Origin of the sequence: Streptomyces canus (genome assembly GCF_030815415.1) — a bacterium.
In the GTDB taxonomy this organism is placed as follows: Bacteria; Actinomycetota; Actinomycetes; order Streptomycetales; family Streptomycetaceae; genus Streptomyces; species Streptomyces canus_F.
Genome location: NZ_JAUSWW010000001.1, coordinates 1,274,948 through 1,292,027, shown reverse-complemented (window position 1 = coordinate 1,292,027; position 17,080 = coordinate 1,274,948). Strand labels below are relative to the sequence as shown.

The following is a 17,080-nucleotide window of genomic DNA, read 5'->3' as shown; positions in this document are numbered from 1 at the left end:
GGAAGGAGGCGAGTGCCGTGCAGTACACCGACATCCCGCGCTCCCTTTCCGTCGCCCCCGGCGTGCGTCTCTGAGCTTCCCGGGAGCGCTCCACGCAGCATCCCGGAGGAATCCATGACCGGAACGGTCATCCGCCAGCTCGACGACAGCACCGCCCATGAGTTCGACTCCCTGCCCGACCCGCTCGGGGTGCGCGCCGCGCACCCGTTGACCCGGCACCGCCCCGACTGGCAGCGCGTGGCGCTGCGCGACGGCCGGATCGTCGCCAGGGCCGCCTGGTGGGGCGGCCCCGACGACACCGAACCGCTCTGCGTCGACCGGCTCGACATGGCCGACGGTGAGACGGAGGCGGCCGCGGAACTCCTGCGCTCGGCGCCCTGGCAGGTCGACATCGACTTCAGCCTGCCGCCCGGCTGGCGCGAGGACCCGGCCCTGCGCATCGCGGTCGGGGCCCGCTTCACCGCCGCACGGGCAGCCGGATACGAGCTTCTGGTCGAACGCTTCAACTACCGCTGGACCCCCGCGTGCGGGTTGCCCGAACGGCCCGGACGTCTGGTCTTCAGCGCCGAACCGGACGACGCCGTCTTCTTCGACGCGCTGCGCCGCATCCACTCCGCCACCCTGGACGCCCACGCGCTGAAGGCCGTCGAAGAGGGCGGCGTCGACAAGGCGGCGCAGGAAGAGCTCGACTTCTTCCGCTGGTGCCCGTCGCCGCGCGAGTGGTGGCAGGTCGCGCACACGCCGGAAGGAGAGCTGGCGGGGATCCACATCCCGGCCCGCAACCACCAGGCCCCGATCGTCGGCTTCATCGGCGTCGTGCCCGGACAGCGCGGACACGGCTACGCCTACGACCTGCTGACCGAGTGCACCCACCACCTCGTCGCGCAGGGCGCCGAGTTCATCGTCGCCGCGACGGACCAGGGCAATGTCCCGATGGCCGCGCACTTCGCCAAGGCCGGCTACCCGGTCACACGCGAACGCGTCAACTTCCATCTGCCGGCGGACGCGCGGTAGGCCAGGGCGCCGCTGTCAGTGCCGGATGGCAAGGTGTCCACGAGAGTCGGCACCGGGTGACGGAGGCGTAGTGGGGTTCGACGGCCAGGTGTGGCATCTGCACAGCGGCGACGTCCCGGTCGGGGAGATCCTGATCGACGAGGCCGACTTCCCCTGGCTGTCGGGCCGCTTCACGGCCGCTCCGGCCTTCGACGCCCTGCGGGAGCTGTTCGTCCGCGAACTCGCCCTGACCGAGGACCTGGGAGCGGAATGGGAGCGGGTCTACGACGAGATCCGGCGACGCGTGTCCCTGACCTCGCCGGACGGCCCGGTACCCGAGTTCCTCCTGCACATCGAGGGCGACCGGGCCTGGTTCCGCTGGAGCGACAAACCCTTCGACGAGTAGGTGCCCTCCCTGCGATCTTGGGTGGCCGAGACGTATGGAGGAGAGCTGTATGCAGAGCGCCGCGGACTTGATCGCAGACACCTACGCACTGGGTGCCGGGCCCTGGACGATGACGCCGGTCACCCGCGGCGCCCTGGGGCAGATCTGGAAGCTGACCGGGAACGGCACCTCGTGGGCGGTGAAGGAACTGATCTTCGGCGGCAGCGAGGAGCAGTTCCGGTACGAGATCGCCCTGCGCGACGCCACCGAAGGTCTGGGGATCTCCGCACCACGGCTCCTGCCCAACCGCGACGGCACGCACGTCTCGCAGCTCGACGGGTCCGCCGTGAAGCTCTACGACTGGGTCACCGGAACGCAGGCGGACCCCACCGACCCGGACATCCTGAGCTGGTGCGGCCGGACCCTGGCCCTCCTCCACCGGGCGGGCCGGGGCGCGACCGGGACCCCGAACGTCTGGTACGAGGAGTGCCCCCGGGACACCGACTGGACGGAGCTCCACAAGGAGGTCCGCCGGGCCGGAATGCCATGGGCCGACGAGCTCGGCCGGTTCATCGACACCACGGCGCCCGAACTCGCGCGGTACGTCTCCCCGTCCGACCCGGGTGACCTGGTGGTGTCGCATCTCGACATGCAGCCGCAGAACGTCCTGGTCGGCCCGGCCGGCCCGACCCTCCTGGACTGGGACAACGCCGGACCCATCGCGGCGGACCGCGAACTCGCCCGTGTCCTGTACGCATGGGCGGGCGGCAACGACTTCACCGCCGGATCCGCGCGCCGGCTCGTGCGGGCGTACGTGGACGCCGGCGGCCGTGCGACGGTCAGGAGCCCGGACGCGTTCTCGATGCTGTTCGCGACGGATCTGAACTTCGTCAAGGTGCAGGCCGAGGGCGCGATCGATCCGGACGCCACCACCGCACAACGCGAGTTCGCGAGCGGGAAGGTCGTCGACACGCTGGCGAGCCTGCCGGATCCGGCCGCCGTCTCCCGGCTGACGGAGGCGGTCGAGGGGGAGTGGTGAGCGGCGTCAGCCACCCAGCAGGGCCTCCGCCGTCGCCAGGATCTCCGTGACCCGCAACCCGAACGTGGCGTCACACGGATGCGGACGGCCGCTGCGAGCGGCGGCGAGCAGCGCGTCCGCGGCCCGTTCGAGCGCGGGCACCGCACCGTCCGGGCTGCGGGGGAGGAGCGTCACCCCGCCCTCGCCGCGCAGTTCGACCGACGCACCCGCCGCCGCGGGCGGCGCCGTCAGGCTCAGCGTCAGCGTGCTGGACGCGCCGCCGGTGTGGTGGAGGACCAGGTGCACGGTGTCCGCGGGACCGTGCACCGCGGCGGCCACCTGCCGTACGTCGCCCAGGACCGGCAGCAGCACCGACAGGGCGTGGGGTCCCACGTCCCACAGCGCGCCCTTCTCCCGCCGCCACGGCGAGGCGCCGAACGGACTGTCCGTGGTGAACACCGCGCCGAGCCACTCGGCCCGCGCGGTGAACCAGCCCTCGACGGCGGCCTGTTCGGTGATCCACGCCTCGGTCACGCTCTGGAACCGGGTCGTGAAGAAGACGACCGAGGCGACTTGCGCCTCCTGGACCGCCGCCACCACGGCCCGGCCCTCCTCGACCGTCGGCGCGAGCGGCTTGTCCAGCAGCAGATGGCAGCCCGCCCGCGCCGCCCGCACCGCCAGACCGGCCTGGACGGCGGGCGGCAGTGCCACCGCGACGGCGTCCACGTCGGCGAACAGCGCGTCGACGTCGTCGTAGGCCCGTGTGCCGAAGCGGCCCGCCAACTCCTTGGCCGCTTCCGGACGGCGGCCCCACACCCCGACGAAATCCAGCTCGCGGTGTGAGCTCAGGGCGGGCGCGTGCGCCCCCTCGGCCCATGAGCCCGTGCCGAGCAGTCCGATGCGCATGGCCCCGCCTTTCCACACCCCGAAGGTCCAGCCCGAGAGTGCCACACGTACCTGAGGGCCGCGCAACCGGAATGCGGGGAAAGATCGATGACATGTCCGGGCCTGGCACCGGAGCGTCCGGATACGTCGGAGTCGGCCCGGTTGCGAGCGGTGGCGTGGCCGGGGTCCGCCCGATGCATGAGGGGGCGTGGGCGTGGCGTGGGTGCGGACACAGGACGGGGCAGTCGGTGACGGGCAGAGTGGCGGGAGTCCGGGCGGGGCGGCCGGATCGGTCGCCGCCAACAGCTCCTCCAGCCTGACCGGTTGCCCCTCGAAGTCGCCCCACACGAGGTCACCGCGTACGAGCACTGGCTGACGGAGGAGAACGGCGAGCCTGAGCGACCTTGGACCAGCCGTGCGGCAGCTTGCCACGGGTTTCGACGCGCCCGCCCTCGCCGTGTTCCGGGGCGCCGGGCAGGCGGAACGCCTGCGGTGATTCAGTCCTCGCGCTGCTGAATACGTTCGGGTTCTTCTATTGGACCTGCGGGCCGGGGCGGGTTCAGGCTGGTGTGCGACCGGTGCGGTGAAACCGCTTGCCGGTGCCCATCGTCCCGCGACAGCCCGGAAGAGGTCACGAGCCCATGCACACGCGACGCATCGGTGATGTCGAGGTCAGTGCGATCGGTCTGGGCGGGATGCCCATGTCGATCGAGGGACGGCCGGACGAGGCCCGTTCGCTCGCCACGCTGCACGCCGCCCTCGACGCGGGCGTGACGCTGATCGACACCGCGGACGCCTATCACCGCGACGCCGACGAGGTCGGCCACAACGAGTCCCTGATCGCCAAGGCCCTCGCCTCCCACGACCGGGGCGCCGATGTTCTGGTCGCCACCAAGGGCGGCCATCTGCGTCCCGGTGACGGGAGCTGGACCCTGGACGGCAGCCCGCGGTACCTCAAGGAGGCCTGTGAGGCGTCCCTGCGCCGGCTCGGTGTGGAGGCCATCGCGCTCTACCAGTTCCACCGCCCCGACCCGCGCGTGCCGTACGAGGACTCGGTAGGCGCCGTGCGGGACCTGCTGGACGAGGGCAAGATCCGCCTGGCGGGCATCTCCAACGCGAACCCGGAGCAGATCCGGCAGGCCCAGGACATCCTCGGCGGACGACTCGTCTCCGTGCAGAACCAGTTCTCCCCGGCCTTCCGCTCCAGCGAGCCCGAGCTGCGCCTGTGCGACGAGCTCGGCATCGCGTTCCTGCCCTGGAGCCCCCTCGGCGGCATCTCCCGGGCCGGTGAACTGGGCTCCGCCTACGCGCCGTTCGCCCGGATCGCCGAGGAGCACGGGGTGAGCCCGCAGCGTGTGTGCCTGGCCTGGATGCTCGCCAAGTCGCCGGTCGTCGTACCGATCCCGGGCGCCAGCCGCCCGGAGACGATCCGCGACTCGGTCGCCGCGGCCGACCTGGTCCTGACGGCGGACGAGATCGCCGTGCTGGATGCGGTGTAATCCGGCACACCCCGGGGAGAAAGCGCTTGCTGAAAGCCCCATGATCCGACCGCCCGGAAGGAACCGCCACCAATGGCCTCGCCGTTGGAGAGACCGCTCGACCACCGCTACCGGGGCGAGCACCCCGTCCGTACCCTCGCCTATCTGTTCCGTGCCGACCGCAAGCGCCTGGCCGCAGCGGTCGGCATCTTCACGGTCAAGCACAGCCCCGTCTGGCTGCTGCCGCTGATCACCGCGTCCATCATCGACACCGTCGTCGAGCACCGGGCGATCACCGAACTCTGGCTCAGCACCGGGATCATCCTGCTGATCCTGCTCGTCAACTACCCCCTGCACATCCTCTACGTCCGTCTCCTGTACGGCAGTGTGCGCCGCATGGGCACCTCCCTGCGCTCCGCGCTCTGCATCCGGATGCAGCAGCTGTCCATCGGCTACCACTCCCGCGTCAGCGCCGGTGTGCTCCAGGCCAAGGTGGTGCGGGACGTGGAGACCGTGGAGCAGATGGTGCAGCAGACCGCGGAGACCGGGCTCGGGGCGGGCACCGTGCTCATCGGCGGCCTCGTCATCATCGGCATCCGCACACCGGAGTTCCTGCCGGTCTTCCTCGTCGTCGTGCCCGCCGCCGCCCTCGTCGTGGCCCGCCTCCGCGCCCGGCTGCGCACCCACAACGAGCACTTCCGGCACGAGGTCGAGACCCTGTCCTCCCGGGTGACCGAGATGACCCGGCTCATCCCGGTCACCCGCGCCCACGGCCTGGAGGGCAAGGCGCTGCGCCGCATGGACGGCACCCTGCACCGGCTGCTCACCTCCGGGATGCGCCTCGACCTCGTCAACGGCCGCTTCGGCTCGCTGGCCTGGGTGGTGCTCAACGTGGTCGGCGTGCTGGTCCTCGCCGGTGCGGCGCTGGTGTCGTACTACGACGTCTGGGGTGTCACCGCCGGCGACGTCGTCATGCTCAGCGCCTTCCTGACCACGCTCACCAACTCCACGACCACGCTGGCGGGTCTCGCCCCGGTCATCACCAAGGGCCTGGAGTCCGTCCGCTCGGTCGGCGAGGTCCTCCAGGCGCCCGAACTGGAGGACAACGAGGGCAGGTCGGAGGTCTCCGAGGTGCGCGGGGCCGTGGCCTTCGAGCAGGTCGGCCACGTCTACGGGGACGGCGAGCGGCCCGCCGTGCACGACTTCACCCTCTCCGTGCGGCCGGGGGAGACCATCGCCCTCGTCGGCGCGTCCGGGGCGGGCAAGTCCACCGTCCTCAACCTCGTCATCGGTTTCATCCGCCCGACCTCGGGCCGGCTGCTGCTCGACGGCACCGACATGAACAGCCTCGACCTGCGCACCTACCGGCGGTTCGTCTCGGTCGTGCCGCAGGAGTCGATCCTCTTCGACGGCACGATCCGCGAGAACGTCGCCTACGGCATGGAGGACGAGGCCGACGAGCAGGCGGTGCGCGCGGCGCTGCGGGACGCCAACGCGCTGGAGTTCGTGGAGCAGTTGCCGCAGGGCCTGGACACCCTCGTCGGCGAGCGGGGCGCCCGGCTGTCCGGTGGGCAGCGCCAGCGCCTCGCCATCGCCCGCGCCCTGATCAGGAACCCCAGGGTGCTGGTGCTCGACGAGGCGACCTCCGCCCTCGACACCCGCTCCGAGGCGCTGGTGCAGCAGGCGCTCGCCCGGCTGCTGCGCGGACGGACCACATTCGTGGTGGCGCACCGGCTGTCCACCGTGCGGGGCGCCGACCGGATCGTGGTCATGGGCGACGGCCGAATCCAGGAGATCGGCACGCACGACGAACTCCTGCGCCGGGGAGGGGCGTACAGGGCGCTGCACAGCGGGCAGGCCGCCTGAGGGCACCGCACCCGTCAGACGGCGCTGCTCCGTGGGACGCGGTGCGGGCAGGCCGCGTCGTGCTCGGTCCCGCAGCTCGTCCACCAGCGTTCACAGCACGCGGCGTCGAGCTCGGTGCGCACGACGTCGTCGTCCGTACCGGGCCCGAGGCTCCGCAGTCGCCGTTCGGCCACCGGCGTACGCGGGTCGGCCTCGCGGACGACGGCTACCAGGGGGACGAGGCTCGCGGCGGCGAAGAGACCCGCGGCCCACCAGGGGCCGTGACGGAACTCGTGGACCGTGGTCAGGGCGAGTCCGGAGCTCGTGCTGACGTAGAGCGCGCGGAGCAGGCGCTGGGGGCAGTTCATGGGTGTACACCGTTCGTGCGTCCGTGCTGAGGGGCTGCCCCCTGTTCAACTGCCGGCGGCCCCGGGGGAAGCGGGTCGGCGCCGTACCCGCCGAAACGTCACTCCTGTGGGTTTCGCACCGGCGGGATTCGAGCGTCAGTCGGGTGCTCGGCGACAGGATCCCGTCAATCGCGAGTCGGAGAGCGGGAGATGAGGTTGGCCTCCCCCTGCCCGGGCATACGCAGCGGAAAATCGAGAAAGGGGCTCTCCGTGCTCGTTCCGGATCCGAAGGTCGTCAGAGAACTGCTGACGCGGTACGCATCGCTGCGGATCGCCGACGCGGAGCGGGGCAACCCCGCGACGACAAGGGAGTTGGAGGATGTCAGCTACACACTCTGCGTCATGATGGGCACCACCGGCATCCGCGAGGCGGTCGCGAAGGCGGACGCCCTCCTCCTCGGCGTAGGCCGGACGGCGTCCACGACGGGGGAACCGGCGGGACGCGGCGGCCTGTTGGCCGTGTGAGACCTCGTCGGCACCAGGTCCGCAGGCTCAGACGCGCGCTGCCGGGGAACCCGGCTTCCCGTGGAAAGCCGAGCGATAGCCCTGCGGGCTGGTGCCGACCACCCGGCGGAACCGCTCGCGGAACGCGGTCGGTGAACCGAACCCCGCCTGCTGCGCGATCCGTTCGATCGTGTGGTCGCTGTTCTCCAGCAGGTACTGGGCGCGCCGCACCCGCGCCCGCAGCAGCCACTGCAGCGGTGTGGTGCCCGTCTGCTCGCGGAAGCGGCGGCTGAAGGTCCGCTCGCTCATCCCCGAACGGGACGCCAGCGCGCCCAGGGTGATCTCGCGGGCCAGATTGTCCTCGATCCACTCCAGGACCGGTTCGAGGGTCGAGCCGCGCGGCACGGGCGGATGGTCATGGACGATGAACTGGGCCTGTCCGCCCTCCCTTTCGAGAGGCATGACGGACATCCGGGCGGAGTGCGCCGCGACCGCCGAGCCGAAGTCGCGGCGGATCATGTGCAGACACATGTCGAGGCCCGCGGCGGCACCGGCCGAGGTGAGGATCTGCCCGTTGTCGACATAGAGGACGTCCGGCTCCACCCGTACGTCCGGAAAGCGGCGCGCCAGCTCCTGCGCGGCAACCCAGTGCGTGGTGGCGCGCAGCCCGTCCAGCAGCCCGGCCTCGGCCAGCACGAAGGCACCCACACACACCGAGGCGATCCGGGTGCCCGCCGCGGCCGCCTGGCGCAGCGCCTCCAGAACGGGCGCGGGCGTGGGTCCGGCCGCCGGGGAGCAGCCCGGCACGACGATCGTGTCCGCGTCCGCCAGCGTCTCCAGCCCGTGCTCGACGCGCAGTGAGAAGCCGCCGTCGGCCCGTACCTCCGGTGACGCGGCGCACAGCCGGATCCGGTAGGGAGGGCGGCCGTCGGGCAGCCGCGTCCAGTCGAAGACCTGCATGGGCGCCGCCATGTCGAACGGCACCACCTGGTCGAGAGCCAGGATCGCCACCGTGTGCATGAACGACACGATAGGCGGATTCCCGCCAGCCCCACTATGCGGGGTCGAAGCAAGAGAACCAGGTCGGAGCGGTTGGCGGGAATCCGTCGGAAGCTGTCGTTTCAGCCTCTGGGCGGTCCGGTACGGAGATCCCTAGCGTGGGCGGCCGCACACTTCCGAATCACCCTGGACGCCACCCATGACGAAGTTCCTGCTGTCCCTCCATGTCCTGGCCGCCATCGTCGCCATTGGGCCCGTGACCGTCGCGGCCAGCATGTTCCCGCCCGCCGTGCGCCGCGCGGATCCCTCCGGGACGGCGGCGGACACCGTCGCCCTGCTGCACCGCATCTGCCGCGTCTACGCCCGCTTCGGTCTGGCCGTGCCCGTGTTCGGCCTCGCCACCGCCCTCGCGATGGGTGTCCTGGGGGACGCCTGGCTCGTCACCTCCATCACTCTGACCGCCGTGGCCGCCGGCGTCCTGGTCGCCTTCGTGCTGCCCCGTCAGGAGGAGCTTCTCGAAGAGCTGGGCGCCCGGCAGCCGGTCGAGCGCGCCCACACGGTCCAACTCGCCATGTTCACCGGCATCTTCAACCTGCTGTGGGCCACGGTCACCGTTCTGATGATCGTCCGCCCCGGTTCCACGACGGGAGCCTGAGTCAAGTCGAACGGTGGAATTCACCCCGCAGGGTGCAGGGGCGCCTAGACTCGGCAGCTGCGCCCATACATATGGGCCGTCACACGAAAGGCACGTTGACGGGTGTTCCAGGATTCCCCCATCTATGACCGGCTCATCGCGGAGCGCGGCGACGTTCCCACTCAGGTTCGCAGGGAGGCCGAGCGAGTCAGCAGGGAACTGGAGTTCGTCATGCAGCCTCTCCGCTCCATGGACCGCTCCCACTACGGAGAACTGCCCTCCTCCGCTCCGCCCGCGCCGCAGTGGCAGCGGGCGGCCCTGCCCGGACCCGGGCAGAGGTGAGGCTCAGGGGACCACGGTGTCCCTGCCGTTGACGAGCCCCGCACCGTCCGGCACGGGCCGGGCCAGCCACTCGGCGATCGAGCGGGCGATCGGCTGACCGGTCTCCACCTCGACAAAGCCGAACTGCCCCGACTGATTGCACTCCAGGAACCACCACGTCCCGTCGGCGTCCTCGGCGAAATCGAAGGCGCCGTAAGCCAGTTCGGCGTCGCGCATGTACGCGCGCACCGCTTCGGCGACCCGTGGCGGCACGTCGGTGGGACGCCACGGAGAGGCGGCGGAGGCGAAACGGACGTCCACCTCGTCGTCCTCCGCGGTCGTCTTGCGCGCGGCCAGCATCGTCTCGCCCACCACCGTGAGCCGTATGTCCGCCCGCTTGGCGACCCGCCGCTGCAGCAGCGTGGGGCCGAACGCGACGGCGGAGAAGTCCGTGTCCGGCGTGACCCGGCTGGTCGGCACCGCCCTCGGCGGGTCCTGCGGATGCGCCCCGGAGACCGGTTTGACCACCAGGTCCGGATAGCGCGCGGAGAACTCGCGGGCGGCCTGCGGAAAGGTCGTGATCAGCGTGGCCGGCACGGGCAGCCCGCAGCGCTGCGCGTGCCGCAGCTGCCAGGGCTTGTGCCGGGCCCGGCGGGAGGCGTCGGGGTGGTTCATCCAGCGCGCCCCCGAACTGCGCAGCATCCCGTACAGCGCCTGTGACGACTCCTCGGTCAGCCACCCGGACGGCTCCGCGGCCCGGGCGGCCGCGGTGCCCGGCCGGCGCACCCAGACGGACCGCAGCCCGTTGATGCTCACCAGCCGGCCCCCCGCCGACAGATGGCCCCGGAAGGAGCCGTGCATGTACTCGCCCGACAGCGCCACCCCCTCGGTCAGGTCGGCGGGGTCGAGACGGACCACCGGAACGCCTGTCGTATGGAGGTGGACGACCACCATGTCGGCGGTGACGTCCGCTTCACAGGTCAGGATCAACACGGTCATCAGTGTCGGCCCGTGTTCAGTCGTCGAAGTGCGTCTTCGACCCCGCCGTTGAGGTCGTGGTCCCGAACTCTCTCAGCAGCGCGTGGTCGTGGGCGGCGATCCGCCCGTCCGAGAGCACGTTCAACTGCAGTCCGGTGTCGTACGCGTACGGAGCGGTGACCTCCGACTCCGCTGCCGGACGTGCGTAGTTGAGCGCGAACGGTTGCATCGTCTCTCCCTCGTGGGTCCTGCGCCGATCCAGCGATGGTCACCTTGCGCCGTCGCCCGGGCCGCCGACTCCCGTCGGCTTCCTGAGACTTATACGAATCGAACGGGTGATTGGTTTCCTTACGCTGCGTAGTTGTTGGCGGTTCGTGGTCCGGACAATGGGGGAGACGTGGGTGAAGTCAGGCAGGTTCACTGCCCGAGTGCCTGCGCATCGTGCGCAACGCGAGCAGCAGGACACCGATGTCGTCGAGGTACACGGGGTCGGGCACCAGGTCGGCCGGCAGGAAGAAGTACGCGAGAGCTCCCCAGAAGACCCACCGCGGGCCGGTCGGCAGTCCGGCCTGCCGCAGACCCCGCCGGGCCCGGACCAGTCGTACGAACACCGCGACGGCGACGGCGAGGACGGCCGCCGCGAGGAGCACGGCGACAGCGATCCATCGGGTGGTGATGTCCAACGGGCCCTCCTCGTTCCGGGGCGCCCCGCGAAGCGCGCGCGAATTATCGGATTCCCGCTCGGGGCGCCGGTATTGCCTGCGAGGGCCAAACCGGTGCACTCGAACACCAGTGGGAGTGGCGGGGTGAGGGCGTCGAAGCGCGAGTCATACCTGTGGCGCACCCGAGGGGCGCCCTTGGCGCGGACGCCCGGTAATGGTCACCGTAAGGTCGCGTGTCGCGCGTCGGGAAAGCAACAGCGGCCGTATCCCCTCGCTTGGAGAGCCGCGCATGACCACTGCCTCGTTGCCGTCGGGGGAAGCGGTTCGGCCTACGGCGGTCCGGTGGACGGCCTGGTGCGTGCCGCCGTGGCCGACCGGCCGCTGGAAGAAGTGGCCCAGCTCATCACGCTGCTCGAACACTCTCCCCTGTACGCACGGGCTACCGTCGACGCGCTCCGCGCGGTCGGTGTGAACCGGTCCGCGGACGACGTCACCCGGCTGTGCGTCCTGCTCACCCGGCCGCCGCGGGACGTGGCGAGCGCGGACGAGGCGATCCGTGCCGCGGCCGAGACCCGCCCGGTCGAGGACGTGACCCGGCTGATGGCCCTGCTGCAACAGGCACCGCTCGAGCCGCACCGCGGGCAGGAGGCGGTCAGGGCGGCCGCCACCGGCCGGTCCGTCGAGGAAGCGGTGGCGCCCGTGGACGACGCCGGCCGGCACCGGGACCCGGCGGCCTGCCCCGGCCTCGTGCGCCGCCGGCCCGCCCGACCTCCCGTCTGGCCCGCCCGCCTCACCGCGGTGGCCCTTCTCCTCTGCGCCGCGGCCCGTGTCCCGGTGCACCAGGACGGGGTGTCCCTGCGCCGCTACGGCCTCGTCCTCGGCCTGGCCGGGCTGTGCCTGCTGCTCGGTCTGCTGGTGGCCGTGCGTCCGGCGGTGCCGGTACTGGCCGCGGCCCAGCTGTACGCGAGCCGCTTCGACTCGGGCCGGCTGTCCGCGGCCCTCGACCTCACGCTCGCACCGGCCTGGATCGCCGGCCTCGCCGCCGTCTGCGCGGCACTCGCGGCACTGGCCGCCCTGGTCGTCCGGCTGGCCTCGCACACACCGGGGCGGAGCGCGGCGGACCGTCTGCTGGCGGACTGATCACGCGGCGGGCGCTGCGGCCGACGGTGACCAGGATGCCGTCGTGACCGCGGCGCCCGCGGCGGCTATCCGGCGCCGTTCTCGTCCCGCGGGGGCCGACGGGGCTTGAAGCGTTCCAGGGTCCGGGTCAGCTGCTGCAACGGCGAGCCAGGCTGTTCGGCGGGTGGTCTCGGCGCCTCGGCGCCCGCCTCGCGGTAGGCGGCCAGCGCCTCGTTGGCGCGCTCGGCGGCCTCCCGGTACAGGTCGCGGGAGTTCGTCATCGCCTCGAGCGCCTCGGCGTACATGGCGACCAGCTCGCGCTGGCGGACCAGCTCCTCCTCGGCGGTCGTCAGCCGCCACTGCTCGCGCAGCGCGGTGAGAGCCTCCTCGGCCCCCTCCGGCAGCGGCCTCGGCAGCCCGGCGAAGCGGGTCACGGCGTCGATGAGTTCCGTGGGCGGGGTGCCGTCCAGGAAGACACTGCGGACGGAGAAGTCGTCGGCGCCGGTGTCGCGGTCGAGCGGCAGCGGGGACAGTACGACGGCTCCGCCGCGCGGGACCTGGACGTCGAACTCCTTCAGCGCCCAGTTGACGGCCCGCAGCTGATGCGGCGCGGCCCGGTGCTCCACCACGCGGTGACGCAGACTCGGCGGCAGATGCCCGGTCAGCGGCCGGCGACCGCCCTCGTCGGGGGTCATGGCCTCGTGGACGACGATGTGCAGCGCCCAGGAGTCGCGCACGCAGTCCCGCAGCAGTCGCCGCAACTCCTTGTCGTCCTCGGGCAGCCGGTTGACGTCCCGGAAGCGCAGTCCGGCGACGGTGTCGTGGTCCCAGCCCGCGTCCGGCTCCAGCGGCCAGAACATGCCGACCGGGGAGGCCCACGCCACCTTCCACGGCTGTTCCGCCTCCGCGACCAGGACCCACTCCCCGTCGGACCCGAGCGTCAGCCGGGCCCGTACGGTCACCTCGCCGTCGACCCGCCAGCGGGCCTCGAAGACCTGCTCCTCCTTGAGCTCCAGGAAGTCGTCGACGACCGCGCCGTCCTTGAGCTGCCGGAGGTTGACGCGGAGCACGTCCGCGGCGGCGGATCCGACGTGGCGGCCGCGGGCCGGCCACACGGTGGGGGGAAGGGCTGCGGGGGAGGTCTGCATGAGTCCATCTGTGGGGCGGGGTTCCGTGCGACCACCAGTATCGTCACCGCCGGTCCGCGGCGGTCGGGCGGGGTCGGTATCCCGCCACCGCCCCGGTGCGAACCGCGCACCCGGGGTGTGCGCGATCCACTTCGCGTGACCACGGTTCACCCATGTCCGCGACGCGAGCCGCGCACCACAATGTCTGGGACGAACAGGGTCCGCCCACCATCCGCATTGGGGCGGACCCTGTTCCCACCGACGTGCGCGACGGCTACACCGCGGCCTTCACGGCGAGGACCGGGCAGTCGGTGCCGAGCAGGATCTGCTGTGCGGCCGAGCCCGTGATCAGCTTGCCGACCGCGCTGCGCCGCCGCAGCCCGATCACCACCAGGGACACGTCCGCCTGCTCCGCCAGCTCGATGATCTCCTCGGCGGCGTCGCCCCCGCCCAGCACCTGACGGATGTCGAACTCGACGCCGAGCGCGGCGAGATCCTCCCGGACATGGGCCAGCTCCGGCTCCTGCGCGAACCGCGGGTCCACATAGGCGTCACCGCGCGAGGTGTTCACCACCATCAGCTTCTCGCCGCGCAGCCGGGCCTCGTCGATCCCTGCCCCTAGCGCGGCCTCACCCTCGGGTGAGGGTACGTATCCGACCAGTACGGTCATGTCTGCTCTTCCTCTCAGGCACTTCGCTCACGCAGGGGACGCACGACGAATCGCCGGACCAGCGGCCAGGCGAGCACCAGGACGATCGTCGTGTACACGGCGTAGGAGACCGGCCCGCCCACCAGTCCCGACAGTTCGCCGCCGGACAGTTGCAGGGAGCGCCGCCCCTGCAGTTCGGCCCGCGGGCCGAGGATGACGCCGACGATGAGGGGCAGCACCGGCAGTCCGAACCGTCGCATCCCGAAGCCGAGGAGCCCGAGGAGCAACAGCAGGAACAGGTCCAGGGGCTGGGCGTTGACGGCGTAGGCGCCCATCGACGCGAAGAACAGGATCCCGGCGTACAGATAGGGGCGCGGAATCTGCAGCAGCTTCGCCCAGGCGGGCGCCAGCGGCAGGTTGAGCACGAGCAGCAGCAGGTTGCCGACGAAGAGGCTGGCGATCAGCACCCACACCAGGCTCGCCTCACGCTCGAAGAGGAGAGGGCCGGGCTGGATGCCGTACGACTGGAAGGCGGCCAGCATGACGGCGGCGGTGGCGTTCGTCGGCAGGCCGATGGCCAGCATGGGGACCAGGGTGCCGGCGGCGGAGGCGTTGTTCGCGGCCTCCGGACCGGCCACCCCCTCGATGGCCCCCTTGCCGAACTCCTCGGGGTGTTTGGTCAGCCGCTTTTCCGTCGCGTACGACAGGAAGGTCGGGATCTCCGCGCCGCCGGCCGGCAGCGCGCCGAACGGGAAGCCGAGCGCCGTGCCCCGCAGCCAGGGCTTCCAGGACCGCTTGAAGTCCTGCTTCCCCATCCACGGTGTGCCGACCGGGATGATCTCGGCGGGCTTGCGCCGCAGATGCGCGGCCACCCACATCGCCTCGCCGACGGCGAAGATGCCGACCGCGACGACGACCACGTCGATGCCGTCCGCGAGTTGGGGGATGCCCAGGGTGAGCCGCTGCTGTCCGGAGACCGCGTCGATGCCGACCAGGCCGATCGTCAGACCCAGCAGCAGCGAGATCAGCCCCCGGATCCGGGAGGCGCCCAGCACGGAGGTGACCGCGATGAATGACAGCAGCATCAGGGCGAAGTAGTCCGGCGCGCCCAGACTGACCGCGAAGTCGACCACGAACGGGGTGACCAGAACCAGCAGCAGGGTCCCGATGGTGCCCGCCACGAAGGAACCGATCGCGGCGGTCGCGAGCGCCTGTGCGGCCCGCCCCGCCTTGGCCATCCTGTTGCCCTCGATGGCCGTCACCACCGAGGACGACTCGCCGGGGGTGTTGAGCAGGATCGAGGTGGTCGACCCGCCGTACATCCCGCCGTAGAAGATGCCGGCGAACATGATGAACGCCTGCACCGGCTCCATGCCATAGGTGACCGGCAGCAGCAGGGCCACCGTCATCGCCGGGCCGATCCCCGGCAGCACGCCCACCGCGGTGCCGATGACGACACCGATGAGCGCCAGCAGCAGGTTCATCGGGGCGACGACGTCCGCGAAGCCCTGCATGAGGTTGTCGAGGTTGTCCATCTACAGGATCCCTTGCAGCACACCGGCCGGGAGGTTCACACCGAGCCCGATCGCGAAGGCGTAGAACGTGGTGAGGGACAGCGTCACCGCGATCAGCAGATCGCGTACGTAGTGCCGGTTGCCGAGCGCGAACGCCGTCCCCCAGAACAGCAGCGCGCCGCTGATCACCCAGCCGAGCCGCTCGATCAGCACCGCGTTCACCACGAACGCGGTGATCAGCAGCAGCACCGTGCGCCAGTCGCTGCCCCGGGACAGGTCGACGTCCTCCCCGGCCTCCGGCTCACCGCGACCGCCGCGGGCCACGTCGACCGCGTACACCGCCGCGGCCACCAGGAGCAGCACGCCGAGGATCACCGGCACCGCGCGCGGTCCGACCGGGTCGGTGCCGCTGGTGATGTGCGGGATCCCCAGCCCGTCCACGATCACCGCGGCGCCCAGCAGGACGAGGAACGCGCACACTCCGTACTGGGCGCGGTCCCCGTCCCGTGGCGGACGGGCGTCCGCCACGGTGTGTTCGTCCGTCACCTGGGAGCTCATGCCAGCCCGAGCTCTGCCAGCAGACCGGCGACGGACTTGTCCTGGTCCTTCAGATAGGTGCCGAACTCGTCACCGGTGACGAAGGCGTCGGTCCAGCCGCGCTTGGTCAGCTCGGCCTTCCACTCCTTCGACTCGTGCATCGTGGTCAGGGCGTCGATCCAGGACGTCTTCTGTGCGTCGGTGATCCCCGGAGGGGCCACGAAGCCGCGCCAGTTGGTGAAGACCAGGTCGATCCCGGAACCCTTGAGGGTGGGCGCGTCCTCGACAGCCGCGATCGGCTCCTCGCTGGTGACCGCCAGGACCCGCACCTGCCCGGCCTCGATCTGGTCGAGGAACTCGCCGAACCCGCTGGCACCGAAGGCGATCTTGTTGCCGAGGATCGCGGGCAGGAGCTCGCCGCCGCCGTCGTACGAGACGTAGTTGACGTCCTTCGGCTCGATGCCGACCGCCTTCGCGAGCTGCATCGGCAGCAGATGGTCAGGACCGCCCGGCGACGAACCGCCGCCCACGGCCACCTTCTTGGGGTTCTTCTTCCAGGCCGTCACGAGGTCGTCGATCGTCTTGTACGGGGAGTCCTTCGACACGACGATCGCGCCGGCCTCCTCGATCAGCTTGGCGAGCGGTGTCGTGTCGGTGAGCGTCGCCTTCGACTTCGAGGTGTACGCGGCACCCACGACACCCAGGCCCATCTGCATGGCCAGCTTGCCGTTGCCCTTCTCGTTGACCAGGCGCTGGAGCCCCACGGTGCCGCCCGCGCCGGGCAGGTTGTACACCTGGACCCCGGAGGCCACCTCGGAGTCCTGCATCACCTGGGCGACGGTCCGGGCGGTCACGTCGTACCCGCTGCCCGGGGTGTTGGGCACCATCAGGCGCAGACCGGTGGCGGGCTTGGACCCGCCGCTCCCCGAGTCCTCCTTCTCCGCGGTCGCACCGCAGGCGCTCACGGCGATCATCGACACAGTGGCAAGAGCGCCGAGAAGTGCGGCTCTGCGAGTTCTCATGGCTCATCTCTTTCGCTCGGGCTGGTCCGGCGCCATGATTGTGCGGATTCTCGAACACCCCGT

The 17,080-nt window shown here is 71.3% G+C and carries 20 protein-coding genes; 9 read left to right on the top strand and 11 right to left on the bottom strand.

What is annotated here, in order from left to right:
- Positions 1-114 precede the first annotated feature (114 nt).
- From QF037_RS06055 to QF037_RS06045, 3 genes are all read left to right on the top strand, one after another.
- Entirely contained in the window at positions 115-1,014 is a 900-nt protein-coding gene (locus QF037_RS06055; protein WP_307022578.1) for a GNAT family N-acetyltransferase, read from the top strand.
- A gap of 70 nt (positions 1,015-1,084) precedes the next feature.
- Positions 1,085-1,399, top strand: a complete 315-nt coding sequence (locus tag QF037_RS06050; protein WP_307022576.1) for a hypothetical protein — start codon at positions 1,085-1,087, stop codon at positions 1,397-1,399.
- A gap of 49 nt (positions 1,400-1,448) precedes the next feature.
- Positions 1,449-2,417 (top strand): phosphotransferase enzyme family protein, encoded by a 969-nt coding sequence (locus QF037_RS06045; protein ID WP_307022574.1) that lies wholly within the window; start codon positions 1,449-1,451, stop codon positions 2,415-2,417.
- Positions 2,418-2,423: 6 nt separating this feature from the next.
- Here the strand turns inward: QF037_RS06045 and QF037_RS06040 are convergent, their stop codons facing one another.
- A complete protein-coding gene (locus QF037_RS06040; protein ID WP_307022572.1) occupies positions 2,424-3,302 on the bottom strand; it encodes a Gfo/Idh/MocA family protein in 879 nt (292 codons plus the stop codon).
- A gap of 620 nt (positions 3,303-3,922) precedes the next feature.
- Here QF037_RS06040 and QF037_RS06035 point away from each other — a divergent pair.
- A complete protein-coding gene (locus QF037_RS06035; protein ID WP_307022571.1) occupies positions 3,923-4,780 on the top strand; it encodes an aldo/keto reductase in 858 nt (285 codons plus the stop codon).
- 72 nt (positions 4,781-4,852) lie between these two features.
- The gene (locus QF037_RS06030) at positions 4,853-6,625 is read left to right on the top strand and encodes an ABC transporter ATP-binding protein (RefSeq protein WP_307022569.1); all 1,773 of its coding nucleotides are present in this window, start codon (positions 4,853-4,855) and stop codon (positions 6,623-6,625) included.
- Between the two features lie 14 nt (positions 6,626-6,639).
- On the opposite strand, the gene QF037_RS06025 is transcribed toward QF037_RS06030, so the two are convergent.
- Positions 6,640-6,972, bottom strand: coding sequence for a hypothetical protein (locus QF037_RS06025; protein ID WP_307022567.1), 333 nt, complete (start codon positions 6,970-6,972; stop codon positions 6,640-6,642).
- A 249-nt stretch (positions 6,973-7,221) separates the two neighbouring features.
- Here QF037_RS06025 and QF037_RS06020 point away from each other — a divergent pair, with 249 nt between their 5' ends.
- Positions 7,222-7,476, top strand: coding sequence for a DUF5133 domain-containing protein (locus tag QF037_RS06020; protein ID WP_307022565.1), 255 nt, complete (start codon positions 7,222-7,224; stop codon positions 7,474-7,476).
- Between the two features lie 27 nt (positions 7,477-7,503).
- Here the strand turns inward: QF037_RS06020 and QF037_RS06015 are convergent, their stop codons facing one another.
- A complete protein-coding gene (locus QF037_RS06015) occupies positions 7,504-8,475 on the bottom strand; it encodes a GlxA family transcriptional regulator (RefSeq protein ID WP_307022563.1) in 972 nt (323 codons plus the stop codon).
- 178 nt (positions 8,476-8,653) lie between these two features.
- On the opposite strand from QF037_RS06015, the gene QF037_RS06010 reads away from it, so the two are divergent.
- Both QF037_RS06010 and QF037_RS06005 read left to right on the top strand, forming a co-directional pair.
- Positions 8,654-9,109, top strand: coding sequence for a DUF2269 family protein (locus tag QF037_RS06010; RefSeq protein WP_307022561.1), 456 nt, complete (start codon positions 8,654-8,656; stop codon positions 9,107-9,109).
- A gap of 102 nt (positions 9,110-9,211) precedes the next feature.
- Positions 9,212-9,430 carry a hypothetical protein gene (locus tag QF037_RS06005; RefSeq protein WP_307022559.1) on the top strand — a complete coding sequence of 73 codons (219 nt, stop codon included), beginning with the start codon at positions 9,212-9,214 and terminating at the stop codon, positions 9,428-9,430.
- Between the two features lie 3 nt (positions 9,431-9,433).
- On the opposite strand, the gene tgmB is transcribed toward QF037_RS06005, so the two are convergent.
- From tgmB to QF037_RS05990, 3 genes are all read right to left on the bottom strand, one after another.
- A complete protein-coding gene (gene tgmB / locus QF037_RS06000) occupies positions 9,434-10,408 on the bottom strand; it encodes an ATP-grasp ribosomal peptide maturase (RefSeq protein WP_307022557.1) in 975 nt (324 codons plus the stop codon).
- A 16-nt stretch (positions 10,409-10,424) separates the two neighbouring features.
- Positions 10,425-10,616, bottom strand: coding sequence for a putative ATP-grasp-modified RiPP (tgmA, locus tag QF037_RS05995; protein ID WP_046258248.1), 192 nt, complete (start codon positions 10,614-10,616; stop codon positions 10,425-10,427).
- A 178-nt stretch (positions 10,617-10,794) separates the two neighbouring features.
- Complete coding sequence (locus tag QF037_RS05990) at positions 10,795-11,070, bottom strand: YkvA family protein (protein ID WP_307022554.1); 276 nt, start codon at positions 11,068-11,070, stop codon at positions 10,795-10,797.
- 321 nt (positions 11,071-11,391) lie between these two features.
- Here QF037_RS05990 and QF037_RS05985 point away from each other — a divergent pair, with 321 nt between their 5' ends.
- Positions 11,392-12,189, top strand: a complete 798-nt coding sequence (locus QF037_RS05985; RefSeq protein WP_307022552.1) for a hypothetical protein — start codon at positions 11,392-11,394, stop codon at positions 12,187-12,189.
- A 65-nt stretch (positions 12,190-12,254) separates the two neighbouring features.
- Here the strand turns inward: QF037_RS05985 and QF037_RS05980 are convergent, their stop codons facing one another.
- From QF037_RS05980 to QF037_RS05960, 5 genes are all read right to left on the bottom strand, one after another.
- On the bottom strand, positions 12,255-13,316 hold the full coding sequence (locus tag QF037_RS05980) for a hypothetical protein (protein ID WP_307022550.1): 1,062 nt from the start codon (positions 13,314-13,316) through the stop codon (positions 12,255-12,257).
- A 253-nt stretch (positions 13,317-13,569) separates the two neighbouring features.
- Positions 13,570-13,965, bottom strand: coding sequence for a universal stress protein (locus QF037_RS05975; protein ID WP_307022548.1), 396 nt, complete (start codon positions 13,963-13,965; stop codon positions 13,570-13,572).
- A gap of 14 nt (positions 13,966-13,979) precedes the next feature.
- The gene (locus QF037_RS05970) at positions 13,980-15,479 is read right to left on the bottom strand and encodes a tripartite tricarboxylate transporter permease (RefSeq protein ID WP_307022545.1); all 1,500 of its coding nucleotides are present in this window, start codon (positions 15,477-15,479) and stop codon (positions 13,980-13,982) included.
- Positions 15,480-16,016 (bottom strand): tripartite tricarboxylate transporter TctB family protein, encoded by a 537-nt coding sequence (locus QF037_RS05965; protein ID WP_307022543.1) that lies wholly within the window; start codon positions 16,014-16,016, stop codon positions 15,480-15,482.
- Positions 16,013-17,017, bottom strand: coding sequence for a Bug family tripartite tricarboxylate transporter substrate binding protein (locus tag QF037_RS05960; RefSeq protein WP_307022541.1), 1,005 nt, complete (start codon positions 17,015-17,017; stop codon positions 16,013-16,015). Before QF037_RS05960 ends, QF037_RS05965 begins: the two co-directional genes overlap by 4 nt.
- Between the last annotated feature and the right edge of the window lie 63 nt (positions 17,018-17,080).